At 65.5% G+C, this 25,553-nt stretch carries 22 protein-coding genes; 21 read left to right on the top strand and 1 reads right to left on the bottom strand.

The features are described 5' to 3' along the window. From AC22G6_RS20995 to AC22G6_RS20915, 17 genes are all read left to right on the top strand, one after another. The coding region (locus tag AC22G6_RS20995; RefSeq protein WP_487368394.1) for an FAD-dependent oxidoreductase at positions 1–1,253 on the top strand (1,253 nt) is incomplete at its 5' end. 12 nt (positions 1,254–1,265) lie between these two features. Further along, entirely contained in the window at positions 1,266–1,523 is a 258-nt protein-coding gene (locus AC22G6_RS20990) for a sarcosine oxidase subunit delta (protein WP_108950337.1), read from the top strand. After that, a complete protein-coding gene (locus tag AC22G6_RS20985; RefSeq protein WP_487368393.1) occupies positions 1,523–4,423 on the top strand; it encodes an FAD-dependent oxidoreductase in 2,901 nt (966 codons plus the stop codon). The genes AC22G6_RS20990 and AC22G6_RS20985 overlap by 1 nt, the downstream gene beginning before the upstream one ends. After that, positions 4,420–5,028, top strand: coding sequence for a hypothetical protein (locus AC22G6_RS20980; protein WP_487368392.1), 609 nt, complete (start codon positions 4,420–4,422; stop codon positions 5,026–5,028). The genes AC22G6_RS20985 and AC22G6_RS20980 overlap by 4 nt, the downstream gene beginning before the upstream one ends. 33 nt (positions 5,029–5,061) lie before the next feature. After that, entirely contained in the window at positions 5,062–6,396 is a 1,335-nt protein-coding gene (gene glnT, locus AC22G6_RS20975; RefSeq protein WP_487368391.1) for a type III glutamate--ammonia ligase, read from the top strand. A 42-nt stretch (positions 6,397–6,438) separates the two neighbouring features. Next, positions 6,439–7,347, top strand: coding sequence for a class II glutamine amidotransferase domain-containing protein (locus AC22G6_RS20970; RefSeq protein WP_108950341.1), 909 nt, complete (start codon positions 6,439–6,441; stop codon positions 7,345–7,347). Further along, positions 7,335–8,024 (top strand): protein glxC, encoded by a 690-nt coding sequence (locus tag AC22G6_RS20965; RefSeq protein WP_487368390.1) that lies wholly within the window; start codon positions 7,335–7,337, stop codon positions 8,022–8,024. The genes AC22G6_RS20970 and AC22G6_RS20965 overlap by 13 nt, the downstream gene beginning before the upstream one ends. Positions 8,025–8,048: 24 nt before the next feature. Beyond that, positions 8,049–9,410 carry an FMN-binding glutamate synthase family protein gene (locus tag AC22G6_RS20960; protein ID WP_108972255.1) on the top strand — a complete coding sequence of 454 codons (1,362 nt, stop codon included), beginning with the start codon at positions 8,049–8,051 and terminating at the stop codon, positions 9,408–9,410. 92 nt (positions 9,411–9,502) lie between these two features. Then, positions 9,503–10,408 carry a bifunctional methylenetetrahydrofolate dehydrogenase/methenyltetrahydrofolate cyclohydrolase FolD gene (gene folD / locus AC22G6_RS20955; RefSeq protein ID WP_487365387.1) on the top strand — a complete coding sequence of 302 codons (906 nt, stop codon included), beginning with the start codon at positions 9,503–9,505 and terminating at the stop codon, positions 10,406–10,408. Between the two features lies 1 nt (position 10,409). Then, positions 10,410–10,805, top strand: a complete 396-nt coding sequence (gene folB, locus AC22G6_RS20950) for a dihydroneopterin aldolase (protein ID WP_487368389.1) — start codon at positions 10,410–10,412, stop codon at positions 10,803–10,805. A 281-nt stretch (positions 10,806–11,086) separates the two neighbouring features. Continuing rightward, positions 11,087–12,784 (top strand): APC family permease, encoded by a 1,698-nt coding sequence (locus AC22G6_RS20945; protein ID WP_487368388.1) that lies wholly within the window; start codon positions 11,087–11,089, stop codon positions 12,782–12,784. Positions 12,785–12,795: 11 nt separating this feature from the next. Then, a complete protein-coding gene (locus tag AC22G6_RS20940) occupies positions 12,796–13,377 on the top strand; it encodes a dimethylamine monooxygenase subunit DmmA family protein (protein WP_487368387.1) in 582 nt (193 codons plus the stop codon). Further along, a complete protein-coding gene (locus AC22G6_RS20935; protein ID WP_487368386.1) occupies positions 13,374–14,324 on the top strand; it encodes a PDR/VanB family oxidoreductase in 951 nt (316 codons plus the stop codon). Before AC22G6_RS20940 ends, AC22G6_RS20935 begins: the two co-directional genes overlap by 4 nt. A gap of 31 nt (positions 14,325–14,355) precedes the next feature. After that, positions 14,356–15,432, top strand: a complete 1,077-nt coding sequence (locus tag AC22G6_RS20930; RefSeq protein WP_108972261.1) for a heme-dependent oxidative N-demethylase family protein — start codon at positions 14,356–14,358, stop codon at positions 15,430–15,432. A 43-nt stretch (positions 15,433–15,475) separates the two neighbouring features. Further along, positions 15,476–16,858, top strand: a complete 1,383-nt coding sequence (locus AC22G6_RS20925; RefSeq protein WP_108972262.1) for an acyl-CoA dehydrogenase family protein — start codon at positions 15,476–15,478, stop codon at positions 16,856–16,858. A gap of 20 nt (positions 16,859–16,878) precedes the next feature. Next, a complete protein-coding gene (locus AC22G6_RS20920; RefSeq protein ID WP_487368385.1) occupies positions 16,879–17,433 on the top strand; it encodes a flavin reductase family protein in 555 nt (184 codons plus the stop codon). Beyond that, on the top strand, positions 17,430–19,325 hold the full coding sequence (locus tag AC22G6_RS20915) for a DUF1989 domain-containing protein (protein WP_487368384.1): 1,896 nt from the start codon (positions 17,430–17,432) through the stop codon (positions 19,323–19,325). Before AC22G6_RS20920 ends, AC22G6_RS20915 begins: the two co-directional genes overlap by 4 nt. Before the next feature lie 21 nt (positions 19,326–19,346). On the opposite strand, the gene AC22G6_RS20910 is transcribed toward AC22G6_RS20915, so the two are convergent. Next, complete coding sequence (locus AC22G6_RS20910; RefSeq protein WP_487368383.1) at positions 19,347–21,188, bottom strand: sensor domain-containing diguanylate cyclase; 1,842 nt, start codon at positions 21,186–21,188, stop codon at positions 19,347–19,349. 178 nt (positions 21,189–21,366) lie between these two features. Here AC22G6_RS20910 and AC22G6_RS20905 point away from each other — a divergent pair, with 178 nt between their 5' ends. The 4 genes from AC22G6_RS20905 to AC22G6_RS20890 all read left to right on the top strand — a co-directional run. Continuing rightward, positions 21,367–22,887 carry an ATP-binding protein gene (locus AC22G6_RS20905; protein WP_487368382.1) on the top strand — a complete coding sequence of 507 codons (1,521 nt, stop codon included), beginning with the start codon at positions 21,367–21,369 and terminating at the stop codon, positions 22,885–22,887. Between the two features lie 32 nt (positions 22,888–22,919). Further along, entirely contained in the window at positions 22,920–23,612 is a 693-nt protein-coding gene (locus tag AC22G6_RS20900; protein ID WP_487368381.1) for a response regulator, read from the top strand. A gap of 106 nt (positions 23,613–23,718) precedes the next feature. Then, positions 23,719–24,849 carry an aminomethyl transferase family protein gene (locus AC22G6_RS20895; protein ID WP_487368380.1) on the top strand — a complete coding sequence of 377 codons (1,131 nt, stop codon included), beginning with the start codon at positions 23,719–23,721 and terminating at the stop codon, positions 24,847–24,849. 83 nt (positions 24,850–24,932) lie between these two features. Continuing rightward, positions 24,933–25,553 (top strand): formyltetrahydrofolate deformylase (locus AC22G6_RS20890; RefSeq protein WP_487368379.1); only part of this gene is annotated, 621 nt, incomplete at its 3' end.

Below are 25,553 nucleotides of genomic sequence, written 5' to 3'. Positions count from 1 at the left end.
AAGGAACAGCCATGCCCTGGCGTCTATTGCGCTTCGCCCTGAACAAGAAGCATCCGGAGCCCCGGATGTTCACCACCCACGACAAGCTCAAGTCGAGCTACGACGTCGTGATCATCGGTGCCGGCGGCCACGGCCTCGCCGCGGCCTACTACCTGGCCACCGAGCACGGCATCAAGAACGTGTGCGTGCTCGAGAAGGGCTATATCGGCGGTGGCAACACCGGCCGCAACACCACCATCATCCGCTCCAACTACCTCACGCCCGAGGGCGTGAGGTTCTACGACGAGTCGGTGAACCTGTGGCAGGACCTGTCGCGCGACTTCGACCTCAACCTGTTCTACGCCAACCGCGGCCACTTCACGCTGGCGCATACGGATTCGGCGCTGCGCACCATGCGCTGGCGTGCCGAGGTCAACAAGCACTACGGCGTCGATTCCGAAGTGGTCGGGCCGGAAGCGGTGAAAGAAGCTGCGCCGATGATCGACCTCTCGTGCGCCGGTCATTCGCCCATCCTTGGTGCGCTCTATCACGCACCGGGTTCGGTTGCGCGTCACGACGCGGTGGCCTGGGGCTACGGCCGCGGTGCCGACCAGCGCGGGGTGGAGATCCACCAGCAGACCGAAGTGCTCGGCATCGATGTGCAGGGCGGAAAGGTGAAGGGGGTCAATACCTCGCGCGGCTACATCTCCACCAACAAGGTGCTGTGTGCGGTCGCCGGTTCGACCCCGCGAATCCTGAAGATGGTCGACGTGCGCACGCCGATCTACATCCATCCGCTGCAGGCCATGGTCAGCGAGCCGGTCAAGCCCTGGCTCGATCCGATCCTGGTGTCCGGCAGCCTGCACGTGTACATCAGCCAGTCGGCACGCGGCGAACTGGTGATGGGCGCCTCGCTCGATCCGTACGAGTTGCACGCGACGCGCTCGACGCTGGACTTCGTCGAGGGCCTCACCTCGCACATGCTCGACATGTTCCCCTTCATGTCCAACGTGAAGGTGATGCGGCAGTGGGCCGGCATGGCCGACATGACGCCGGACTTCGCGCCGATCATGGGCAAGACGCCGGTGGAAGGCTTCTACCTCGATTCGGGCTGGGGCACCTGGGGCTTCAAGGCCACGCCGGTGTGCGGCAAGACCATGGCCCACACCCTCGTCAATGACACGCCGCATCCCCTGATCACCGGCTTCTCCCTCGACCGCTTCAGCAATTACGCGCTGACCGGTGAAAAGGGTGCGGCTTCGGTCGGCCACTGAAGGAATCACGCCATGAAGATCATGACCTGTCCCCTGAACGGCCCGCGCCCGGTCTCCGAGTTCTTTTACTGGGGCGAAGTGCGCCCGATGCCGGACCCCGACGCCTGCACGGACGTCGAGTGGGCCGACTACGTATTCAACCGCAACGGCGCCCCCGGCGTGAAGCGCGAGTGGTGGTGCCACACCCCGAGCAACACCTGGTTCATCGCCGAGCGCGACACCGAGAAGGACATCGTGCTCAAGACCTACTTCTATCAGGGAGATGCGTGATGCGATTGCCCGCCACCAGCGGCGAGTGGATTGACCGCTCCGCACCCATCGAATTCAAGTTTGAAGGCCGCACCTACACCGGCTACGCCGGCGACACGGTGAGCTCTGCCCTGTGGGGCGCGGATGTCCGCGTGCTCGGCCGCAGCTTCAAGTATCACCGCCCGCGCGGCGTGCTCTCGCTCGCCAACCACGACACCAACGCGCTGCATCAGTGGGGCGACCAGCCCAACGTGCGTGCCGACGTGGTGCCGCTGCAGGCCGGCATGGATCTCACCGCGGTCAACACCTTCGGCGGCCTCGATGGCGACAAGGGTCGGGTGCTTGGCCGCTTTGCCCGCTTCCTGCCGGTAGGCTTCTACTACAAGGCCTTTCACACCAAGCGTCTGTTCCCGATGTGGGAGCGCATGTTCCGTGCGATGACGGGCCTGGGCAAGGTCGATCTCAACAGTCCCACCCGTCGTACCCCCAAGGCTTACGATTTCTGCGACGTGCTGGTGATCGGTGCCGGTCCCTCCGGTCTGTCCGCTGCGCTCGCCGCCGCTGCCCAGGGTGCCGAGGTCGTGGTGGTGGATGAGAACGCACGCGCAGGCGGCAGCGCCGGCTATCAGATCGGCAACGATCCGGCGCGGGTCGAGCTCCTCACCGGCCTGATGGCCCAGGTGTCTGCCAACCCGCGGATCCGGGTGCTCACCAGCACCTATGCGGCGGGCTACTACAAGGACCACTGGCTGCCCCTGGTCAGCGCCGAGCGCATGCTCAAGATGCGTGCCGGCAGCGTGGTGGTGGCCAGCGGTGGCTTTGAACAGCCGGCGGTGTTTCGCTACAACGATCTGCCCGGAATCATGCTCGCTTCGGCCGCCCAGCGTCTGATGCACCGCTACGGCGTCAAGCCGATGCAGCGTGCGCTGGTGCTGGTGGCCAACGCCGATGGTTACCGCGCGGCACTCGATCTGCTGGCGCGTGGCGTGGCCGTGGCGGCCGTGGTCGATCTGCGTGCGGATGCGGGCATGGCGGCTCCGCTGGCGCAGCAGTTGCGCGATGCCAAGGTCGAGGTGCTGATGTCGAACTGCGTCGTCGAGGCGGTACCGGGTGCAGATGGTGCCAGCGTGGCCGCAGCGCGCGTCGGCGCGGTGCAGGCGGACGGTTCGCCTGCTGCCAGCCTGCGTGAGATCGCCTGTGACGGCATCCTGATGAGTGTGGGCTGGGCGCCGGCTGCCAACCTGCTGTATCAGGCCGGCACCAGGATGCGCTTCGACCGCGCGGTCGAGCAGTTCGTACCCGATGTGCTGCCCGACGGCGTGTTCGCCTGCGGCCGTGTCAACGGTGTGCATGAGCTCTCGCGGCGCATGGCCGATGGCACCCGCGCCGGCAGTCACGCCGCAGCGGCTGCAGGCTTCGGCGAGGCCGTCGGCAGCGCGCTTGCGCCGGAAGTGGAATCGCCCAGCCATCCGTGGCCGATCGTTGCCCACCCCGAGGGCAAGAACTTCGTCGATTTCGACGAGGACCTGCAGCTCAAGGATTTCCACAACGCGGTGCAGGAAGGCTTCGACAACATCGAGCTGCTCAAGCGTTACTCCACCGTGGGCATGGGCCCCAGCCAGGGCAAGCACTCCAACATGAACGGCCTGCGCATTCTGGCCCGGCTCTCGGGCAAGGAGCCGCAGCAGGTCGGCACCACGACGGCGCGTCCCTTCTACCACCCGGTACCGATGGCGATCCTGGCCGGACGCGGCTTCAACCCCGAGCGCCGCACCCCGCTGCACTCGCGCCATGATGCGCTGGGCGCGAAGTGGATGCCGGCCGGCGTGTGGCAGCGTCCCGAGTTCTACCAGGTGGCCGGCAAGGCGCGGCTGGACTGCATTCGCGAAGAGGTCGCAGCCGTACGTGGCGGCCTTGGCCTGATCGATGTCGGCACGCTGGGCAAGCTCGAAGTGATCGGGCCGCAGGCCGCCGAGTTCCTTGAGCGCGTCTATACCTCCAACTACGCCAACCTCAAGGTCGGCATGACCCGCTACGCGGTGATGTGCGACGAGTCGGGCGTGGTGATCGACGACGGCGTGGTCGCACGACTGGCAGAGGATCACTTCTACTTCACCACCACCACCTCGGGTGCGGCGACGATCTACCGCGAACTGTCGCGCCTCAACACGATGTGGGGGCTGGATTGCGGCATCGTCAATCACACCGGCGCCTTCGCCGCGATGAACCTGGCCGGTCCGCGCTCCCGCGAGGTGCTGGCGACCCTGACCACGACCGACCTCTCGGCCGCTGCCTTCCCCTACCTCGCGGTACGTGAATGCACCGTGGCCGACATCCCCGCCCGGCTGATGCGGGTAGGCTTCGTCGGCGAATGGGGCTACGAGATTCACGTTCCGGCGCGCTTCGGAGGCGCGTTGTGGGATGCGCTGATGGCGGCTGGCGCTGCGCATGGTGTTCGCCCCTTCGGTGTCGAAGCCCAGCGTCTGCTGCGGCTGGAGAAGGGCCACATCATCATCGGCCAGGACACCGACGGCCTCACCACGCCGCTCGAAGTCGGCATGGGCTGGGCAGTGAAGATGGCCAAGCCCTTCTTCGTCGGTCAGCGCAGCCTCAAGGCCATCGCCTCGAAGAAGCTGAAACAGCAGCTGGCAGGCTTCACGCTGCCGCCGGGCTACAGCGGTGGCGTACCGCTGGAATGCAACCTGGTCATCGCGGACGGCGACATCGCCGGTCGCGTCACCAGCATTGCCTGGAGCGCGGCCCTTGGTCGCCACATCGGACTGGTTTTCCTGCGTCCTGACCTCGCCACCGTGGGCACCAAGGTCAGCGTTCGCCTGACCGACGGCAGCATGGTCGAGGTCGAGGTCAGCGCAACCCCGTTCTACGACCCTGAAAACATGAAGCAGAAGGAGGCGGTATGAGTCAGGCGCTAGCAAGCAGCCCGGTGGCGGAGATCGTTGCCGAACTGCTGACCGACGTAGCGCGGCAGGCCGAGGCCGCCGCAGTCCTTGGCATTGCCGATGTGTCGCTGGATGTGCGCTGTGGCTGCAAGGGCCCCGGCACCATCGCCTGGCTCGACAGCCTGGCGGTGCCGGTGCCCGAGAAGCCCAACACCTGGCTGCCGCTGGGCGAGGGCGGACGCATCGCACGTCTGGGAATGACGGAGTTTCTGGTCGAGGGCGATGCGGCCGTGGTCGAGCGCCTCACCACGACGCAGCGGGCCGCCGGTGTGTATCCGGTGCAGCACGAGGATGCCGCGCTGGTCCTCGGCGGCGAACGGGTGAATGAATTGCTGCGCCAGACCTGCAACGTGAACTTCGCCGCGCTCAAGCCCGCCGACCGTCCGGTGGTGCTCACCAGTCTGGTCGGCGTCGGTGTGACGGTGCTCCCGGAGCAGAGCGCAAAGGGACTGATTTACCGCATCTGGTGTGACGGCAGCTATGGCCGGTATCTGTTTGAAACGCTTCACGACATCGCGCACGAGCTCGGTGGCGGCACGGTATTACCCCAGCATCTATACGCATAACCCAATCCCAACATTCCTATCCGGAGAGTGTCAATGACGCCCATCGAAGCCAAGCAGTTCCTCGCCGACAACAAGGTCAAGTACATCCTGGCCCAGTTTGTCGATATTCACGGCACTGCCAAAACCAAGTCCGTTCCTGTCTCCCATTTCGACGAGATCATCACCAACGGCGCCGGCTTTGCCGGCTTCGCGGTAACGGGTCTCGGTATCGAACCCAACGGCCCCGACTTCATGGCGGTGGGCGACCTCGACACCCTGTCGCTGGTGCCCTGGCAGCCGGGCTATGCCCGCATCGCCTGCGACGGTCACGTCAAGCGCGAGCCCTGGCCGCTGGATACCCGCGTGGTGCTGAAGAATCAGATCAAGCGTCTCGATGCCAAGGGCTATACCTTCTTCACCGGGCTCGAGCCGGAGTTCTCGCTGCTCAAGAAGGATGCCGCGGGCAACATCATCCCGACCGATCCGACCGACACCCTGCCCAAGCCCTGTTACGACTACAAGGGGCTGTCGCGTAATCGCGAGTTCCTCGAAAAGCTGGTCGAGAGCCTGCGCGAGGTCGATGTCGACGTCTATCAGATCGACCATGAGGACGCCAACGGCCAGTTCGAGATCAACTACACCTACGCCGACTGCCTGACCTCGGCCGACCACTATCTGCTGTTCAAGATGGCGGCCTCCGAGATCGCGAACGACCTCGGCATGATCTGCTCCTTCATGCCAAAGCCCTTCGCCAACCGGCCGGGCAACGGCATGCACATCCACATGTCGATCGGTGACAAGGAAGGCAACGCCAACCTGTTCGCCGACAAGACCGACAAGTACGGCCTCGGGCTGTCGAAGCTGGCCTACCAGTTCCTCGCCGGCATCCTCGCCCACGCCCCGGCGCTGGCCGCGATCTGCGCGCCCACGGTCAACTCCTACAAGCGTCTGGTGGTGGGTCGTTCGCTGACCGGCGCCACCTGGGCACCGGCCTACATCAGTTACGGCGACAACAACCGTTCGTCGATGGTGCGTATCCCCGGCGGACGTCTCGAACTGCGCCTGCCGGACGGCGCCTGCAACCCCTATCTGGCCACTGCAGCGGTGATCGCCGCCGGCCTGGATGGCATCGAGCGCAACCTCGACCCGGGTGAGCCGCACAACCAGAACCTGTACGAGATGAGCCCGGCGCAGCTGAAGGAAGCCGGGATCGGCATCCTGCCGCAGAACCTGCATGAAGCGCTGATCGCACTCGAACAGGACACCGTGCTGTGCAAGGCACTCGGCCCCGTGGCCGACGAGTTCCTGCGCCTCAAGCACATGGAGTGGGTGGAGTACATGCGTCACGTGTCGGACTGGGAAGTCAAAAACTACCTCGAATTCTTCTGATTCGGCCTGACGCAAAAAGATTGGAAACAAGGAGAAGCAAACATGTGTGGAATCGTCGGATTGCTGGTCAAGACACCGGCATTGCGTGAAAGACTGGGCGAGTTGATGGTCCCGATGCTGATCGGCATGACCGAGCGCGGACCCGACTCGGCCGGCCTCGCCGTATTCGGTCAGCCGCTACCGGAAAGCGAGCGCAAGATCAGCCTGTATTCGGGCCTGACCGAAGACGGCGCGGACTTCAACTGGCTCGGCCTCAGTCACGAACTGAAGTCGCACCTGGGTGTGAGCGCTCAGGTCGAGGCCAAGGGCAACCATGCGGTCCTCAGCTTCGGCCTCGCGCCGGAGGTGGTGAAGCGCTGGGTGAAGGAGCATTACCCCAAGCTGCACATCCTCTCGACCGGTCGCAGCATCGACCTGTACAAGGACATCGGTACGCCGGCTGAAGTCGCTGCGCGTTACGGTTTTGCCGGCCTCAAGGGTTCGCACCTGGTCGGTCACACGCGGATGGCGACCGAATCGGCAGTGACCCCGGACCGTGCCCACCCTTTCACCGCAGGCGAGGATTTCTGCCTGGTGCATAACGGCTCGCTGTCGAACCCCAATGGCATCCGCCGCATGCTGGAGCCGCGTGGTATCAGCTTCGAGACCGACAACGATACCGAGGCTGCGTGCCGCTTCCTGGAATGGCGCCTGCGCGAAGGCGACGACCTCGAAACCGCGCTGCAGAAGGGATTTGAGGAGCTCGACGGCTTCTACACCTTCCTCATGGGTACGCCGGACAAGCTCGCGCTGATCCGCGATCCCTTTGCCTGCAAACCCGCCGTCGTGGCGGAAACCGATGACTACGTGGCCATTGCCTCCGAATTCCGTTCGCTGGCCCACCTGCCGGGCGTGAAGCACGCCCATGTGTTTGAACCTGCGCCCGAGGAGATGTACGTATGGAACGCCTGACTTTCGATCTCGCCACCACTTCGCTGCGTGAGCTCAACACCTTCCTGCACACGGATGCCAAGGAAGGCAAGGTGGAGGCGGTTACCGTCGTCAATCCGGACGGCGCCCACAACATCGCAGTCGGGCTCGACTGCCCGATCAGTGTCGAAGTGGTCGGCCACGCCGGCTACTACGCGGGCGGCATGAACAAGTCGGCCACCATCACCATTAACGGCAGCGCCGGTACCGGTGTGGGCGAGAACATGATGAGCGGCAAGGTGCACGTGAAGGGTTTTGCCTCGAACGGCGCCGGCGCCTCCGCCCAGGGCGGACTGCTGGTGATTGAAGGCGATGCCGGGCTGCGCTGCGGCATCTCGCTCAAGGGCGGCAACATCGTGGTTGGCGGCTCGGTCGGCAGCTTCTCGGCCTTCATGGCCCAGGCCGGCACCATGGTGATCTGCGGCGACGCGGGCGACGCGCTCGGCGACTCGCTGTACGAGGCAGTGCTGTACGTGAAGGGCTCGGTGAAATCGCTCGGCGCCGATGCGCAGTACGAGCCGATGACCGACGCCGACATCGCCACCGTGGCCGGCATGCTGGACAAGGCTGGCCTGGATCACGACCCCAAGGCATTCAAGCGGATCGCCTCGCAGCGTTCCCTCTACCACTGGAACGCTGACGCGAACCAGGAATATTGAGCAGGAATCAAGAGGAGCTCGATGATGGAAACCAAACCCGTGCATTTCAAGAACGTATCGCGCGAAGAGTCCCACGGCTACGACCGCAAGACGCTCGACTACATCCGCAACGCTGCCGCCCATGGTCTGTACGAGATCCGTGGCATGGGCGCCAAGCGCAAGCTGCCCAACTTCGACGACCTGGTCTTCCTCGGTGCGTCGATGTCGCGTTACCCGCTCGAAGGCTATCGCGAGAAGTGTGTCACCAAGACCCTGCTGGGCACCCGCTTTGCCAAGAAGCCGATCGAACTCGACATCCCGATCACGATCGCCGGCATGAGCTTCGGCTCGCTCTCGGCCAACGTGAAGGAAGCGCTCGGCCGCGCTGCGACCGAGATGGGCACCTCCACCACCACCGGTGATGGCGGCATGACGTCCGAAGAGCGCCAGTCTTCCAAGACCCTGATCTATCAGTGCCTGCCCTCGCGTTACGGCTTCAACCCGGACGACGTGCGTCGCGCCGATGCGATCGAAGTGGTGATCGGCCAGGGCGCCAAGCCCGGCGGTGGCGGCATGCTGCTGGGTCAGAAGGTGTCCCCGCGTGTGGCCAAGATGCGCACCCTGCCGGAAGGCATCGACCAGCGTTCGGCCTGCCGTCACCCGGACTGGACCGGTCCGGACGATCTCGCAATCAAGATCCAGGAACTGCGCGAGATCACCGACTGGGAGAAGCCGATCTACGTGAAGGTGGGCGCGACCCGTACCTTCCATGACGTCAAGCTTGCAGTGCATTCCGGCGCCGACGTGATCGTGGTCGACGGCATGCAGGGCGGCACCGCTGCCACCCAGACCTGCTTCATCGAACACATCGGCATCCCGACCCTGGCTGCAGTGCGTCAGGCGGTGAATGCGCTCGAAGACCTCGACATGATCGGCAAGGTTCAGCTGGTGGTGTCCGGCGGCATCCGCACCGGTGCCGACGTCGCCAAGGCGCTGGCCATGGGCGCGGACGCAGTGGCCATCGGTCAGGGCGTGCTGGTTGCGCTGGGCTGTAACGGCGAGACCTACTACCAGAATGGCGCCCTGCATGGTGCCGAAGCCGACTACACCGCCATTGGCGCAGCCCCCGGCTTCTGCCACCACTGCCACACCGGCAAGTGCCCGGTTGGCATCACCACGCAGGATGCGATCCTCGAGCAGCGTCTGTCGCCGGAAGTCGGCGCCAAGCACCTCAGGAACTACCTCAAGACCCTGAACATGGAACTCACCACCATCGCCCGGGCTTGCGGCAAGCAGAACGTGCATCACCTCGAACGCGAAGACCTGGTTGCCCTCACCATCGAGGCGGCCGCCATGGCTGGTCTGCCGCTGGCAGGCACTAACTGGATTCCGGGTCAGGGCTTCTGATTCGCGCATTTCCGCCATCGCCTCGATGAGGCGATATCGGGCCGGTCCGGAGCTACCGGGCCGGCCCTTTTTTTCAGGGAGATTCGATCGCCATGACGGCACAGATCATCGACGGCAAGGCGCTGTCGAAGCAGCTTCGGGTGGGCTTTCGCGAGCGCGTGGGACGGCTGGTGGAGCAGGGCGTGCGCCCCGGGCTGGCGGTCATCCTGGTCGGGGACAACCCGGCCTCGCGGGTGTATGTGGGCAACAAGGTGAAGGCGTGCGAGGAGTGCGGCGTGCGCTCGCTGCACGTGGCGCTGCCGGCCGATACGCCGGAAGTGGAGATGCTGGCACGCATCGCCCAGCTCAACGCCGACCCCACGGTGCACGGCATCCTGATCCAGCTGCCGCTGCCCGGCCACATCGATGTGCGCCGGGTGCTCGAAGCGATTTCGGTGCATAAGGACGTCGACGGCTTTCACCTGTACAACGTCGGCGGGCTGGTGGTGGGCAACACCATCTTCCCGCCATGCACGCCCTACGGCGTGCAGCTGCTGCTCGACACCACCGGCACCGAGGTCGCAGGCAAGAACGTGGTCGTGGTGGGGGCGAGCAACATCGTCGGTAAGCCCATGGCGCTGATGCTGCTGCAGCGCGAAGCCACGGTGACGATCTGCCACGCGAAAACGCGCGATCTCGCCCAGCACACCATTCTGGCCGACATCCTGATCGTGGCCGCGGGCAAGCCGGGGCTGATCGTGCCGCAGATGGTCAAGGAAGGCGCCATCGTCATCGACGTCGGCATCAACCGTCTGCCGGACAACCGCATCGTCGGCGACGTGGATTTCGACGGGGTAAAGGAAAAAGCCTCGTGGATCACGCCGGTGCCCGGCGGCGTGGGGCCGATGACGGTGACCATGCTGATCGAGAACACGCTGCGCTCAGCCGAACGCAGCCTGCAGGCGACCCCAGCCGACGACTATCAGGACTGGGAAGCCCCGGTGCTGAAGGCGGTCTGAGATGGGGGCCGACGAGTGCGTGATCCGTCTCGAAGGGCTGGCGCTTGAAGCATCGATCGGCATCTACCCGCACGAACTGGCCGCGCGCCAGACCCTGCTGGTGGATCTGACCCTGTGCATCGACGGCGCCGCGTCCGGGCGCAGCGACGACATCCGCCACACGGTGGACTACGACGAAGTGGTGGCGTGCCTCGAAGCCTTGATCGCGGCGCGCCACTACAACCTGCTCGAACACCTGAGCCAGGTCATGCTCGACACCCTGGGCGAACGCTTCGCCATCCGGCGGTTGGAGGTAACAATCGCCAAGCCGGCGGCGGTGCCGGGTGCGCGCCGGGTGTCGGTGAGCCGCATGGCGGCGTGGCCGGCGGCTGTTTCGGCAGTCAGGGCTGCGGCCTGACGCTGCTGCGGGCCCACTGAGACCTGCCTGCCCGGTGCGGGCAGGTCCCATTCTTCCGTTCTTTCTCCCCGCAGCGGCCGCCCCTGCAGCTGCCTGTTTCGTCCGTTTTCTGTCTGCATGTGTCGAGCGCGCCTGCCTCCACATGCGGGCTTACTCCCCCGGCTTACTCCCCCGGGCTACTCCCAAAGTCGGATTGTGCGTCGCAGCACCAAAGCGGACATTGAAGGCCGTATCGCATTCAAGCGGTTTGCGATTTTGTTTCGACCTTCAGGAGAACTCGGATGAACACAACGGTGCTTGACCCGCTTGCCGCCGGTTTCGCAGGGGGCTGCCAGCAGAGCGCGACGCTCCACCGCAAGATCGGATGGGCGGGTGCGTTCTGGGTGGCCAGTGGCGTACCTGCCCTGGTGCTTTTTTCAATTGGCTCGATTGCCGCAACGGTGGGCAAGCCGTCGTGGGCGATCTGGATCGTGTCGATCGCTTTCGGCTTTCTGCAGGCATTTTCCTATGCCGAGATCGCCGGCCTGTTTCCGCACAAGTCGGGCGGTGCGTCGGTGTATGGCGCCGTGGCCTGGGTGCGCTACAGCAAGATCCTCGCGCCGCTCTCGGTGTGGTGCAACTGGCTGGCCTGGTCGCCGGTGCTGGCCATCGGCTCTGGCCTGGCTGCGGGCTACATCCTGAGCATCCTGTTTGCGCCCGATGCGGCGATCAACACCTGGCAACTCACGCTGCTGGATCTGAGCTGGATTCGCGCGGATCTGGCGCTGCGCATCAACGCCACCTTCGTGCTGGGCGCAGCGGTGCTGCTCGGCGCGTTTGCGATCCAGCACCGGGGCATCCTGCAGGCTGCACGGATGCAGATGGTGCTCGGCATTGCCGCACTCGCACCGCTGATGCTCGTCGGCCTGTGGCCGCTGCTCTCGGGTGATGTATCGACCGCCAATCTGGCGCCGATGTATCCGCTAGCCCATGACGCTTCCGGTGCGGTAATCGACGGTGCCTGGGACATGGGCGGCCTGACCCTGATCGCCGGTGGCCTCTTCATCGCCGCCTGGTCGACCTACGGCTTCGAGACGGCAGTCTGCTACACCCGTGAATTCAAGAACCCGCGCACCGATACCTTCAAGGCGATCCTGTATTCGGGTCTGCTGTGCATCTTCGTGTTCACCGTGGTGCCGCTTGCCTTCCAGGGCACGCTCGGCCTCGGTCAGCTGGTGACGCCGGAAGTGACCGATGCCGCCGGCAACGTGGTGAGCGCCGCCGTGTATGACGGCATCCTCGCGCCTGAGATCTACAGCGGCATGGGTGTTGCACAGGCCATGGCGCACATGATCGGTGGCGGTGCGATGGTCGAGCGCGTGCTGATGGCGATGCTGGTGCTGGCACTGGTGCTGTCGATCATGACCTCGATGGCGGGCTCCTCGCGCACCCTGTACCAGGCTTCGGTCGATGGCTGGTTGCCGAAGTACCTCTCCCACGTCAATCGCAACGGTGCGCCGACCCCGGCAATGTGGACCGACCTCGGCTTCAACCTGCTGCTGCTGATGATGTCGGACTACATCTTCGTCCTCGCCATCTCCAACGTCTGCTACGTCCTGTTCAACTTCCTCAACCTCAACGCCGCCTGGATTCACCGCCTCGACCGTCCGAGCTGGACGCGTCCGTTCAAGGCACCGAACTGGCTGCTCGCAGTCGGCACCGTGCTGGCGTTCTGCAACATGGGGCTGATGGGCATGGGCGCCGACATCTGGGGCGCAGGCACGCTGGTGTCTGGCCTGGTGATGGCAGCGAGCATCGTGCCGGTCTTCATGTTCCGTCACTACATCACCGACAAGGGCAAATTCCCTGCGGCGATGCTCGAAGACATGCACCTCGGTGCAGAGGAAGGCGTGCGCAGCCGGGCCGGCATCCTGCCCTACGTGACGCTCGCTGCCGGTGCCGCGGTGGTCTATATCGCCCACTCCGTGGCTGTGCTCTGAGGGTGGCGGACATGATGCAATCGCAGATTACAAGCCGTCCGCGCTATCGCGAGTTGGTGGCCGAAGACACTGCGGGAGCCCATCTGCTGATCGTGGAGGGCGACACCCTCACGCCCGGACAGATGGCCACGCTTGCGGCGGCCTTCGCCCCGGTCGCGGAGCGCATGCAGACCTGGCTGGTGAGCGCACCGGCCACCGCGCTCGCACCCGGCAGGGTGCGCAAGCTGCAGACCGCCGAAGAGGCCGCTGCAGCGCTCGAGCACATGGATGAAGGTTTCGGCATTGCCGACCGGCTCTACCTGCAGGGCACCGAGCCCTTCATGTGGATGCTGGCGGCGGCTGCGACCCGCGCCGGGCTGAGCCCGACCCAGATCCGCATGCAGCACGCCGGCAGTCTGAAGCGCCGGGTGTGGTGCACCCACTGCCACCAGACCACCGAGAACGTCACCACCAACATCGCGACCTGTGCCGGTTGCGGGCGTGAGCTGCTGGTTCGAGATCACTTCTCGCGCCGCCTCGGTGCCTTCATGGGCGTGATGGTGGATGCGGAAGCGCCCGGCGAAGTGCCGCAGCGCGAGGAGGTATTTCCATGATCGGCGAAACCCTCGAACTCACCGTCGTCGGCGTCGACGACATCGCCCCCAGCCTGCGTCACGTGCGCCTGGCTGCGGCAGACGGCGGGCAGCTGCCGCCAGCTGCGGCCGGTGCCAACATCCAGCTGCGGCTGCAGGGTGAAGCGCGCACCTGGCGCAACGCGTACTCGCTGATCAGTCAGCCGGGTCGGCGCGATGTGTATGAAATCATCGTGCGCCGGGTGCCGGAATCGCGTGGCGGCTCCGCCTTCGTGCATGAAGTGCTCAAGCCGGGCGACCGCCTGGTTGCGAGCTGGCCGAGCAACCTGTTCGCGCCGCAGCGCACGGCACGTCATCACCTGATGATCGCCGGCGGCATCGGCATCACGCCCTTTCTGTCGTATGTCGCGGACTTTGCCCACAACGGCGCGAGCCATGCGCTGCACGTGTGCTGCCGCGAATCCGAGACCGCCACCTTCGCGCCCTGGCTGCAGGACTGCGGCGACCTCAACTACTACTGGGACGCCGACGGTCATCGTCTGGACATCCCGGCGCTGCTCGCACAGCAGCCCGCGGGGACCCACCTGTATGTGTGCGGCCCCGCTGCACTGAACGACCAGGTCATTCAGGCCGCAGCCGATGCAGGCTGGCCTGCAAGCCATGTGCATTGCGAGCACTTCGGTGCCGCGCTGTCGGGCGGCACGCCCTTCACCGCCTTCCTCAGCCGCTCCGGCATCGAGGTCGAGGTGGGCGAGAGCGAAAGCCTGCTCGAAGCCATCGAGCGTATCGGCGCGAGCGCGCCCTGCCTGTGTCGCGGCGGTGCCTGCGGCGTGTGCGTCACCGGCGTGCTCGAGGGCGAGCCGGAGCATCGCGACCACTATCTCGGCGCGGACGAGCGTGAGGGCGGACAACTGATCATGCCCTGCGTGTCGCGGGCACGCTCGGCCCGTCTCGTCCTCGATCTTTGAACCCATACAACTCAATCAGCCGGAGGCAATCATGAGCCTGGTATTCAAGCCCGAAGAAACCTTCCGCGGCGACTACACCTACCGCAACAGCGATGCAGCCATCCTGCGCTTCCCGTTTCCGTTTCCGGAAGACCGCTACATGTACAGCGTCAACATCGAGCCCCATGTCCGCAGCGGCCCGACCGACGTTTTCCACCGCCCCTTCGATATCGACGAGCACTACGTTGCCGAGTGCCGCGACCGCGCGCTGACGCTGGAGCAGGACCCCGGCCGCTGTCAGGCGCTGCCGCACATGATGACGGCGCAGTGGGACACGCTCGAGCTGCTGATGGAGAACATGGCTGCGGACTATCCGGAGCAGTTCTCGCTGACCAAGGAAGGCGACGTGTTCGGCAGTCGCTGGACCTGGATCAACCGCCCGCTGGGGATCGAGCAGAGCTTCATTTTCGGGGACCCCGACACGCTGCCCTGCGAGCCCTTCGAATACATCACCCGTCAGGCCCAGGGCGACTTCGCGATCTGCGATCAGCGCGAGGACAACCTCTACCTCGACGCCGGCATGGTCACCTCGCAGGCCGACTGGTCGCTGGCGTTCAACGTCGGCATGAACTTCATGGAGTGGCACGGTCCGGTGCCGCTCGCGCATCAGGCCGGCGTGTTCGAGCGTGCGCTCAAGTATCTGCTCATGCTGCGCCTCGGCCAGCCGGTGCGTCGCCTGAACTGGACCATGAGCATCAATCCGCGGCTCGACACCTCGCCCGAGAGTTACCCGGAGTGGGGGCCGGACCGCGCCTCGGTCACCGTCGAAAACGCCGGCGGCAAGGTGCACCTGCGGGTCGAACTGCAGACCCTGTGGCGCCTGCCGCGCAGCAACGCAATCCTGTTCCCGATCCGCTGTTTCCTGATCTCGGTCGAAGAGCTGGCGCGTGTGCCCAAGTGGGGCAAGCGCCTGCACCGGGTGCTGTCTTCGCTGCCGCCCGAACTGGTCGAGTACAAGGGCCTGACCCGTTACCTGCCGGCCACGCTGGCCTGGCTAGCACCGCTCGATGACGGCGCCGAGCTTGCCACCGGCATCGGCCCGGACATCACCGAACTCGCACCCCTTTGATCCGACTTCAGCCCATTCATCACTTTCCACAAAGGACACTGACATGAACGCCATCAATGAACTCGCCCCCACCGGTATCAGCTCGGAATGGAGCCCGCAGTGGATGCTCAGCCCCGAACAGCTGGCCCTGCAGGCCGAACTGATCGCCGTGTGCATGAGCACCATGCGCCCGAACGCGATCGAGAGCGACAAGAAGTACATCTACCCGCGCAAGAACTTCGAGGCGCTCGCGGCCATGGGGCTGCTGGGCCTGACCGTGCCGAAGGAGCTGGGTGGCCGGGGCGAGAGCCACCTGTGCGCCGCCATGGTGGTCGAGACCATTGCCCGCTACGGCTGCCCCTCCACCGCAATGTGCTACACCATGCACCTCGGCGCATGTGCCGCCGCGCTGCTGCGCCACCACGACAACGAACGCCTCAAGGCCATCCTGAAGCGCGTCGACAAGGACGTGCTGATCGGCACCCTGTCTTTCTCCGACCCGGAGACCGGCTCGCACTTCTGGTATCCGATGTCGTCGCGTGCCGAGCGCACCGAGAACGGCTGGAAGGTCTTCAAGAAGGCATCCTGGACCACCTCCGGCGGCTTCGCCGACTGGTACATCATCCAGACCACCTCGCCTGACTTCGGCGGTAACTACTCTGACCTGTCCTGCTTCCTGGTGACCAAGGACCAGATCCAGGCCGACCCCGCCAACTGGGATGGCCTGGGCATGCGCGGCAACCAGTCCGGCCCGATCTCGGTCGATGGTGTCGATATCGCCCCCGATGCGCTTGTCGGCCCGGTCGGCGACGGCGCCAAGTCCAACGACGAGGTGGTCGACCCCTTCTTCCTGGTGTGCTCGTCCGCATGCTGGAACGGCATCAGCCTGGCCGCCATGGACATCGCCAAGAACCACACCACGCGCAAGGTGCATAACGACGTCGGCATGCGCGTCGCCGACTACCCGACGATCCAGGACTACGTGGGTGAATGCCTGATCGACACCAACGCTAGCCGCAGCTATGTCTATCTGGCCGCCAAGGCGCTTGACGATCAGACCGGTGGCTGCGACTGGTCTGGCCATGCCGACGTTACTTACCTGCCGCGCACCGGCTTGCTGAACTGGCTGTGGCAGGTCAAGTTCTTCTCCTCCAAGAACGTCTCCAACGTGGTCGACAAGATGCTCCACGCCTGCGGTGGCACCGGTTACAAGCCGGCGCTGGGCATCGAGCGCCTGCTGCGTGACGGCAAGGCGGGCTGGGTGATGGGCCCCACCAACGAGGTGCTGCGCCAGTTCGTCGGCAAGTCGGCGCTGCTCGGTTTCGAGGTGCTCGACTACTGGAACCAGTCGGTGAATCAGCGCGTGCTGAACAACGAACTGAAGAAGATGAGCAAACCGGAAAAGGCTGCGTTCGCCGCCAAGCTGCTCGAAGACGCTCAGGCCTGAGCCAACCCACGGAGCCTGCCATGCACGCTGTTGCACTCAAGCAGGTTCCGGCCCCCGGGCCGGAACCCCTTGCCGCCCATCACGCACCGTTCGATGGCCGGCTGTTTCGTCAGGTCCTTGGCCTGTTTCCCACCGGGGTCACCATCGTTACCACATGGGACGATCAGGGACGGCCGGTGGGGGCGACCGTGAGCTCCTTCAATACCGTGTCGCTCGATCCGCCGCTGGTGCTCTTCAGCCTGGCGCGGAACAGCGCCTGCTGCGAGGCATTCGCCGCCGGCGGGGCGCTGGCGATCCATGTGCTCGGCCACGAGCAAAGCGAGCTGTCGTCGCGCTTTGCCCGCGGCGGCGGGGACAAGTGGGTCGATCTGAACTATGCGCCGGGCGAGCTCGGCGCCCCCTTGCTGGACGACACCCTCGCCAGTTTCGAGTGCAGCCTGTTCGCACAGTATCCGGGCGGCGACCACATCATCTTCGTCGCCGAAGTCGACAACCTGCGTTTCCGCGATGGCGAACCGCTGGTGTTCTGCGCCGGTGGCTATCGCAAGCTGGTTGCGAAGGACGCCAGCGCATGAACGACAAGGCACCGCCGTTCATCGAAGAGGACCCCTTCCTGCTGCAGGCGGACGCACAGCCCGCTTTGCAGCAGGTCTTTCCCGAGCCGCTGACGGTGATCCGGGTCGGGGCGGCGAGCGCCCGGGCCTTCGAGCTGAAGGCCGGGCAGTTCATTCAGGTCATCGATGTGGAGGGGCGTCAGTGCTCGGATGTCCTCGCCTTCGATGCTGCAGCGCTTGCCGCCGGTGAAGAGTGGGGGCTGGACCCGACGGTGACCCGCACCCTGGCGGGTTCGTCCTATCCCATGCCCGGCCTGCACGCGAAGTATTTCGATGCGCGCATGCAGCCCCTGCTTGAGACCGTGCAGGACACCGTGGGGCGGCACGATGCCTTTGCCCTTGCCTGCACTGCGAAGTACTACGAGGACCAGGGCTTTCCCGGTCACGCCAACTGCAGCGACAACTTCAACGCCGTGCTCGAACCGATGGGCGTTCGTCCCCGCGCAGGCTGGCCGGCGATCAACTTTTTCTACAACACCTTCATCCAGCCCTGCGGCAGCCTCGGTTTTGCCGAGCCGTGGTCGAAGGCGGGTGACTACGTGCTGCTCAGGGCGCTCAAGGATCTGGTGGTGGCGGTGTCGTCCTGCGCCGACGACATCGACCCTGCCAACGCCTGGCAGCCGACCGACATCGAGGTTCGCATCTATGACGCGGCCCATTCATTCCCTCGCGCGATGGCCCACCGAATGACTCCCGACGCCCCTGTACGCCTGACCCGTCCCACGGCCTTTGCCGGCGTGACCGAAACGCTGACGCGGGACTTCATCGACTATCACGGCTTCTGGCTGCCGCGCAGCTTCGTCGGCCACGGCACGATTGCCGAATACTGGGCCTGCCGCGAGAAGGTCGCGGTGATGGATCTGACCGCGCTGCGCAAGTTCGACATCACCGGGCCCGACGCCGAGGCCCTGCTGCAGAAGGTGGTGACCCGCGACATGCGCAAGCTGGCCGTGGGGCAGGTGGTCTATACCGCGGTGTGCCATGCCCATGGCGGCATGATGGACGACGGCACGGTGTTCCGCCTCGGGCGCGATGTATTCCGCTTCGTGTGCGGCGAGGACACGACCGGCCTGTGGCTGAAGGAGCAGGCTGCGGCGGGGGGCTTCAAGGTGCATGTCCGTGACGCCACCGACAGCCTGCACAACATTGCGGTGCAGGGGCCGCGCAGCCGCGAGCTGCTGGACAGGATCCTGTGGACCGCGCCGGCACAGCCGGGCATTGCCGAACTCGGCTGGTTCCGCTTCATGGCAGCGCGTCTGGGCGGACCCACCGGCCGTCCGCTGGTGGTCTCCCGCACCGGCTACACCGGCGAGCTCGGTTTCGAGCTGTGGTGTCACCCCGGCGATGGCACAGAGCTGTGGAATGTCGTGGCCGAGGCCGGGGCCCCACTCGGTCTGGCGCCGCTCGGGTTCGATGCGCTCGACATGCTGCGCATCGAGGCCGGGCTGGCCTTTGCCGGTCAGGAGTTCTGCGATCAGACCGACCCCTTCGAGGCCGGCATCGGCTTTACCGTGGCACTGTCCAAACCCGACGATTTCATCGGCCGGGCGGCGCTTGAAGAGCGCAAGGCACACCCGCGGCGCAAGCTGGTCGGGCTTGCGATCGACAGCAACGAAGCAGTGCATCACGGCGACGGCGTCCACATCGGTCGCGCAAGGGTGGGCGAGATCACCAGCGCGGTCCGCTCTCCGGTGCTCAATGCACAGGTCGCGCTGGCGCGGGTGGATGTTGCCTGTTCCGAGCTCGATACGGCGCTGCAGGTGGGTCAGCTCGACGGCCACCGCAAGCGCCTCGATGCGCGCGTCGTGGCCTTCCCGCACTATGATCCGACCAAGTCCAGGGTGCGCAGCTAGGCCGGTTTTCAGCCTGCCTGCTCAGTGAGCCTGCTCGGGCGGCGGCGTCAGCGCGCCGGGATGGTCGTGGCGCGCTGCCTGCTCGAGCATGGCGTTCGCATCGGCGTGGGCCTCGCGCTCGGTCGCGATGCCGAAGCGCGCGCTCAGGCTGAGGCTATGGCCGTCGATGCGCAGCGGGCGGCTGATCTCCGCCGCGAGTGCATGGGCGAGATGCAGCAGGCCGGCTGCCGAGGATGGCTCGGCACTCGGCGGCCCGGCCCAGCTCAGCGTCTGCGGGCGGAAGTCCGAAATCAGCACCGCAAAGCCGCCGGCGTGACGCGCAACCCCGTTGCAGTCGCTCTGCGCAAGCCGCAGGCGCTTGCCGATCTCGACGCTGACGCGTTCGCTCATTGCCGGCCCGTAGTGCTCGGCAATCTCGGTGATCGTTTCGATCTCGATGTGGATCAGCGCAAACGGGTAATCGGCAATCGCCGCGTGGCGGTACAGATGCTGCAGACGGTCAAGGAACAGGCTCAGATTCATCAGACCGGTTGCGTTGTCGAAGAACAGGCGCCGGCGCGCTTCCTCCTGCGCGCCCCGGCTGGCGCTGACGTCGGTGATGAAGCCCTCCAGGCCGAGGAATTCGCCCCGGCTGGAATAGATGCCGCGCCCCTGTTCCCATACCCAGCGCGTCTGACCGTCGCGGTCCACGATGCGGTAGCTCAGTTCGTAGCGCTCACGGCGGTCGAGCCGCATCTGCACGAAGTTCCACACGAAATCGCGGTCTTCCTCATGGATCATTTCGGCAAAGCAGGCCGAGTGGTTATCCACCAGTTCCAGCGGGGTGTAGCCGGTGAGTTCGAAGCAGCCCTCGCTGACGAACTCCATCGTCCAGTTGCGATCGTTCTGGCCGCGGTAAATCATCCCCGGGAGGTTATCCAGCATGGTGTGCAGGCCGCGGCGCTGTGCGCGCAGAGCCTCTTCGCCGCGGCGGCGCTGGTCGATGTCGAGCAGAATGCCGCTCACCCCGGTTTCGCCGAGCGCCGGCAGGGGCATCGGCCAGGCGCGCAGCTCGACCCAGCGCGCGGCGTGGGCGCGGGTGGCGCGGATGCGCACCTCCAGCGTGAGGTTGTCGCGCTTGCCCGCCTGCAGCTGTCGCAGCCCGGTGCCGAGGGCGGCGCGGTCATCGCTGTGGAAGATCGACAGCAGGGGTTGCTGCAGGCTCTCGGCAACGCTGCGCCCGGTGCTGTGCTCCCATTGCGCGTTGGCATAGCTGAGCTGCATCTGCGCGTCGAGGGAGAACAGGATCTCGCGGGAGAAATGGGTCAGCCGGGTCGCCTGCAGATACTCGTGTCCGCTGTTGTCCGGGCCATCCTGGGGCGCGGAGAACTGCAGCAGGGTGAGCTGTGAGCTGTGCCCCTGGAACACGCTGACACGGGCAGGCCAGGGCGTGCCGTCGGCACGCATCAGCGACAGCGTGCCGGCGTCGCTGTTGTCCGCCCCGGGTGAAAAGAGGGCGGCCAGCCGGCGGTGATGCTTCGGATGCACGATGTTGTCGAGCGGCATGCCGATCAGTTCGTCGCCGCGATCCTCCAGCCCGATGAGCTTGAGCAGGGCGCGGTTGGCGTTGGCGATGTTCCCGCCTTCAAGCAGCAGGGCGGGCTGGCCGCTGTGTTCGGCGAAGCGGCTCAGCGACTGCAGCGCGGAGAGCGCGTCGGTCGTCGGGCTGCTGCGCCCGTGGCGGGCGCCGTGGCGCAGCGCGATCCAGGTCAGCAGTGGAATCATGGCCAGCATCCACAGCAGGGGTGAGGTGTCGCTGCCATCGCCGAGCACGAGCAAGGCCGTCGAGCAGGCAAGGAGGGTGGCGATCAGGTAAAGCGTCATCGGTGCAGTGTTCAGGGCTGTAGGTGGGTGGCGGGTGCGCTACTCAAAGCAGGATTCACTCCAGCACGTGGGCTGGCACGCAGGAATATGCTGTGATGCTTGATTCCTGCTGGGCGCAAAAGTTGCTTCAGGTTAAACGATTAAACGCCTGATCATTGCATCCTGCTGACTGTCCATCTTGAAAAAACACCCGCTGTTCTCGCGTCTTGTGCTCGTTCTGGTGTGTCTCGCCTGCCTGTGCGCGACCCTGTTCGTCAGCGCCGGCATTGCCGCCGGGCTGCAGGCGACGCTCAGAACCGCCTCGGACCCGACGCTTTCGTCCCGTCTTGCGGTCCTGCAACTGCTGCAGGTCCTGCTCGCGCTGATGTTCCTCCTGGGGTGCGGGGCCACGCTGCGGATCGCGCGCAAGATGCTCGTGGTGCGCACCGATTTCGCCCTCGAGCGGCTCAACCGGCACGTCTTTGGTGCCACGGTGGCGTGGGACGAGGGCGTGGATGAGGTGGACCGGCTGCACCGGGCGCTGGATGGGGTGTCGACCCAGCTCGCCTGCCACCTTGCGGAGGGCGAACGGCTGTCGCGGCAGGCGTCCGAGCATGAGCGCTTCGCCACCCGGACACTCGAATTCATCTGCCAGGCCAGTCTCTGCCTTGCGGAGCACAGCGCGAGCGCACCGTGGCTGAATTCCCTGCTCGAGGACATGGCCGACTGCCTGGCGGTGCGTGCGTGTGCGCTGGTGCTGCTGGAGCCGGTGGCCGAGGGGCTGGGGGTGCCGTCACAGCTGGGCGATGTCCGCCGCCTGCAGTTGCTGGAAGCGTTTTCGGTCGAGGAGCTGTCGCGCGGAAACGGCCGGCACCGGGCATCGACTGCAGCCGAAGGCGAGCATGTCGAGCTGGCGGTGCCGGTGCGCGATGCCGGCGACACCTATGGCGTGCTGATTGTCGAGGCGCCGGGAGACTTCATGTTCGAGAGCCGCCACAGCCGCCTGATCGAGGCGGTGGCCTCGCTGTTTGCGCTGTCGCTGGGCAATCTGCAGCGCAATCACCGGCGCCGGCGTCTGGCGCTGATGGACGAGCGCAGCGCGATCGCCGGGGAGCTGCACGACTCGCTCGCCCAGGCCCTGTCCTACATGAAGCTGCAGGTGGCGCGCCTGCAGCTGGAGATCGGGCGCAGCTGTGCGGCCTGTGGTCCCGGCGAGCGTGTGCTGGAGGTGTCGGGCGAGATCAAGAACGGGCTCGACAGCGCCTACCGTCACCTGCGCGAGCTGCTCTCGGCCTTTCGCACCAGCATGCCGCCGGGCGGCCTGCAGCAGGCGCTGCGCGAGGTGGTGGACGAGCTGTCCGCACGCTCGGGCACCGAACTCGGCTTCGACTACCGGCTGGGCAGCAGGCATCTGTCGGTCAATGAGGAGTTCCACCTGCTGCAGATCGTCCGCGAGGCACTGACCAATGTCGTGCGTCACGCGCGGGCGCAGCACGCACAGGTGCGCTTCGACGAGGAGGACGACGGACAGATCGTGCTCACGGTCGAGGACGATGGTCGCGGGCTGCGCGAGGGCAGCGGCGGCGATGGCCACCATGGGGTGTCGATCATGCGCGACCGCGCCCGGCAGATTGGCGGGGCCTTGCACTTGCGGCCCGCTGTGGGCGGGCAGGGCACCTGCGTCGAGATGCGCTTCCGGCCGCGGCCGGGCAGCGCCTGAAACGGATTGATCAAGCAATGAGGACGGACAGCATGGACAACGCGGCTGGGGGCGACCCGGATCGACAGGGCACACCGATCAGACTGGTGGTCGTGGATGACCACGCACTGTTTCGCAAGGGGGTCAGCCAGCTGCTGGCAATGTACGACGATGTCGAGGTCGTCGCCGAGGCGGCGTCGGGTGCGGAGGGGATCGAGGCGGTGCTGACGCACCGGCCGGATGTCGCGCTGATCGATCTGCACATGAAGGGGCTCGACGGCATCTCGGTGCTGCGGGCGCTGAAGGCCGCGGGATCGACCACCCGCCTGGTGATGCTCACCGTGTCCGACTCCAGTTTCGACATCATGGAGGCGCTGAACTCGGGCGCCAGCGGTTACCTGCTCAAGGACATGGAGCCGGACGAGTTCTGCATGAAGCTGCGTCAGGTCGCGGCCGGGGGCACGGTGCTGTCGGCCGAGGTCGGGGGCCTGCTGGCCAAGCCTTCGCCGCCGTCGCGGGAAACGCTCGACGAGCACTGGTCGTCGCTGACCGCACGCGAACAGGAAACCCTGGAGCTGGTGTCCAAGGGCGCATCGAACAAGATCGTGGCGCGTGCGCTCGGTATTGCCGAAAGCACGGTGAAGGTGCACGTGAAGCATGTGCTGCAGAAACTCAATCTGCGTAACCGGTTTGAGGCGGCGGTGTGGCTGCGCGAACTGCGCGAGGACGAGAGACACCAGGCCTGACGCCGTGGTGGGAGGCCGGGGCGTAGTACCAGAGGAGTATTTTCGCGTGCCCGGCACACTGGCTTAATGAACTCAATTTCACTCTTCGCTGAAAAGGGAGTTTCAAATGAGTTCATGGAGACAGTCGACACTGGCTGACCGGCATCGCGCACTGGGTTCGACCCTCGCAGACTGGAACGGGATGGCGACAGCCTGGACCTACAACACCGATCTCGCCGACGAACACGAGGCCATTCGCACCCGCGCCGGCCTGATGGATGTGTCCGGGCTCAAGAAGGTGCACCTGGTCGGACCGCATGCGGAAGCCCTGCTCAACTACGCGACCACGCGCAATGTCAGCAAGCTCTATCCGGGCAAGTCGGTGTATGCCTGCATGCTCAACGAAGCCGGCAAGTTCATCGACGACTGCGTGATCTACCGCAACGGCCCCAACGCCTTCATGGTGGTGCACGGCTCGGGCCAGGGCCACGAGATCCTGACCCGCGGCGCGGTGGGTCGCAACGTGGCGGTGCTGTTCGATGACGACCTGCACGACCTTTCGCTGCAGGGGCCGCTGGCGGTGGAGTACCTGTCGAAGCATGTGCCGGGCATCCGCGACCTGCCTTACTTCCATCACATGCAGACCAGGCTCTTCGGCTGCCCGGTCACGATTTCGCGCACCGGCTATACCGGGGAGCGCGGTTACGAGCTGTTCTGCAAGGGCGTCGATGCGCCGCTGATCTGGGACACCATCGTGGAGGAAGGCAAGGCGATGGGCATCATGCCCTGCTCCTTCACCGCGCTGGACTGGCTGCGGGTCGAGAGCTACCTGCTGTTCTATCCCTACGACAACTCCGACATGTACCCGATGGAAGGCGAAGCGATTGGCGACAGCCTGTGGGAGCTGGGCCTCGACTTCACCGTGTCGCCGGGCAAGACGGAGTTCCGCGGCGCGGCCGAGCACTTCCGCCTGCAAGGCAGGGAGCGCTTCAAGATCTACGGCGTCGAGCTCGATACCAAGGAAATCGCGCAAGGCGGCGATGCCATCTGGGACGGCGACACCAAGGTCGGCTTCGTGACCTGCGCAATGTATTCCCGTCTCACCGGGCGTGGCATGGCCATCGCCCGCATGGACCCGGCCTACGCCGTTCCCGGGCGTGCGCTCGAACTGCGCGGCGCCACCCTGCGCTGTGCGGCAACCACCCATACGCTGCCTTTCGACGATCCCGAAAAGCTCAAGCGTACCGCCAAGGGCTGAGGGGCGAAGCCTTGCAAGGGCGCCGCGAGTGCGCCCGCTACGCCCCCGCGCAACAAGACCGAAAACAGGAAAACAGCACCCCCATGAGCCCCTCAGAGAGACGTTACACCCTGTCCCTGTCCTGCCCGGACAGGGTTGGCATCGTGACCACTGTCAGCAGCTTCTTCTCCAGCCACCAGGGCTGGATCACCGAGGCGAACCACCACGCGGACGTGGACGGCAAGCGCTTCTTCATGCGCCAGGAGATCCTGGCCGGCTCGCTGCCTTTCGACATCGATGTGCTGCGCGAGAAGTTCGCGCCGATCGCACGTGAATTCGACATGGACTGGAAGATCAGCGACAGCGCGCGCAAGAAGCGCGTGGTGGTGATGGTGAGCAAGCAGGAGCACTGCCTGTACGACCTGCTGTCGCGCTGGCATGCCGATGAGCTGAACATCGAGATCCCGTGCGTGATCTCCAACCACGAGACCTTCCGCGGTCTGGTGGAGTGGCACGGCATTCCCTTCCATCACGTGCCGGTCACGCCCGACACCAAGGCCGAGGCCTATGCCAGGGTCGAGGACCTGTACCGCGAGGCGCGGGGCGACGTGATGGTGCTGGCGCGCTACATGCAGATCCTGTCGCCGGGGCTGTGCGAGCGCTACCCGGGCCAGATCATCAACATCCACCACAGCTTTCTGCCCAGCTTCGTCGGCGCCAAGCCT

The organism is Parazoarcus sp. PS-13 R2A, from assembly GCF_057621855.1.
This window is presented reverse-complemented; position numbering and strand designations above follow the sequence as displayed.

What these genes read in the sequence shown, in the direction of transcription:
- AC22G6_RS20990 (WP_108950337.1), top strand. Translation starts at nt 1,266, where the DNA reads ATGAAGATCATGACCTGTCCCCTGAACGGCCCGCGCCCGGTCTCCGAG.
- AC22G6_RS20985 (WP_487368393.1), top strand. Translation starts at nt 1,523, where the DNA reads ATGCGATTGCCCGCCACCAGCGGCGAGTGGATTGACCGCTCCGCACCC.
- AC22G6_RS20980 (WP_487368392.1), top strand. Translation starts at nt 4,420, where the DNA reads ATGAGTCAGGCGCTAGCAAGCAGCCCGGTGGCGGAGATCGTTGCCGAA.
- glnT (WP_487368391.1), top strand. Translation starts at nt 5,062, where the DNA reads ATGACGCCCATCGAAGCCAAGCAGTTCCTCGCCGACAACAAGGTCAAG.
- AC22G6_RS20970 (WP_108950341.1), top strand. Translation starts at nt 6,439, where the DNA reads ATGTGTGGAATCGTCGGATTGCTGGTCAAGACACCGGCATTGCGTGAA.
- AC22G6_RS20965 (WP_487368390.1), top strand. Translation starts at nt 7,335, where the DNA reads ATGGAACGCCTGACTTTCGATCTCGCCACCACTTCGCTGCGTGAGCTC.
- AC22G6_RS20960 (WP_108972255.1), top strand. Translation starts at nt 8,049, where the DNA reads ATGGAAACCAAACCCGTGCATTTCAAGAACGTATCGCGCGAAGAGTCC.
- folD (WP_487365387.1), top strand. Translation starts at nt 9,503, where the DNA reads ATGACGGCACAGATCATCGACGGCAAGGCGCTGTCGAAGCAGCTTCGG.
- folB (WP_487368389.1), top strand. Translation starts at nt 10,410, where the DNA reads ATGGGGGCCGACGAGTGCGTGATCCGTCTCGAAGGGCTGGCGCTTGAA.
- AC22G6_RS20945 (WP_487368388.1), top strand. Translation starts at nt 11,087, where the DNA reads ATGAACACAACGGTGCTTGACCCGCTTGCCGCCGGTTTCGCAGGGGGC.
- AC22G6_RS20940 (WP_487368387.1), top strand. Translation starts at nt 12,796, where the DNA reads ATGATGCAATCGCAGATTACAAGCCGTCCGCGCTATCGCGAGTTGGTG.
- AC22G6_RS20935 (WP_487368386.1), top strand. Translation starts at nt 13,374, where the DNA reads ATGATCGGCGAAACCCTCGAACTCACCGTCGTCGGCGTCGACGACATC.
- AC22G6_RS20930 (WP_108972261.1), top strand. Translation starts at nt 14,356, where the DNA reads ATGAGCCTGGTATTCAAGCCCGAAGAAACCTTCCGCGGCGACTACACC.
- AC22G6_RS20925 (WP_108972262.1), top strand. Translation starts at nt 15,476, where the DNA reads ATGAACGCCATCAATGAACTCGCCCCCACCGGTATCAGCTCGGAATGG.
- AC22G6_RS20920 (WP_487368385.1), top strand. Translation starts at nt 16,879, where the DNA reads ATGCACGCTGTTGCACTCAAGCAGGTTCCGGCCCCCGGGCCGGAACCC.
- AC22G6_RS20915 (WP_487368384.1), top strand. Translation starts at nt 17,430, where the DNA reads ATGAACGACAAGGCACCGCCGTTCATCGAAGAGGACCCCTTCCTGCTG.
- AC22G6_RS20910 (WP_487368383.1), bottom strand. Translation starts at nt 21,188, where the DNA reads ATGACGCTTTACCTGATCGCCACCCTCCTTGCCTGCTCGACGGCCTTG.
- AC22G6_RS20900 (WP_487368381.1), top strand. Translation starts at nt 22,920, where the DNA reads ATGGACAACGCGGCTGGGGGCGACCCGGATCGACAGGGCACACCGATC.
- AC22G6_RS20895 (WP_487368380.1), top strand. Translation starts at nt 23,719, where the DNA reads ATGAGTTCATGGAGACAGTCGACACTGGCTGACCGGCATCGCGCACTG.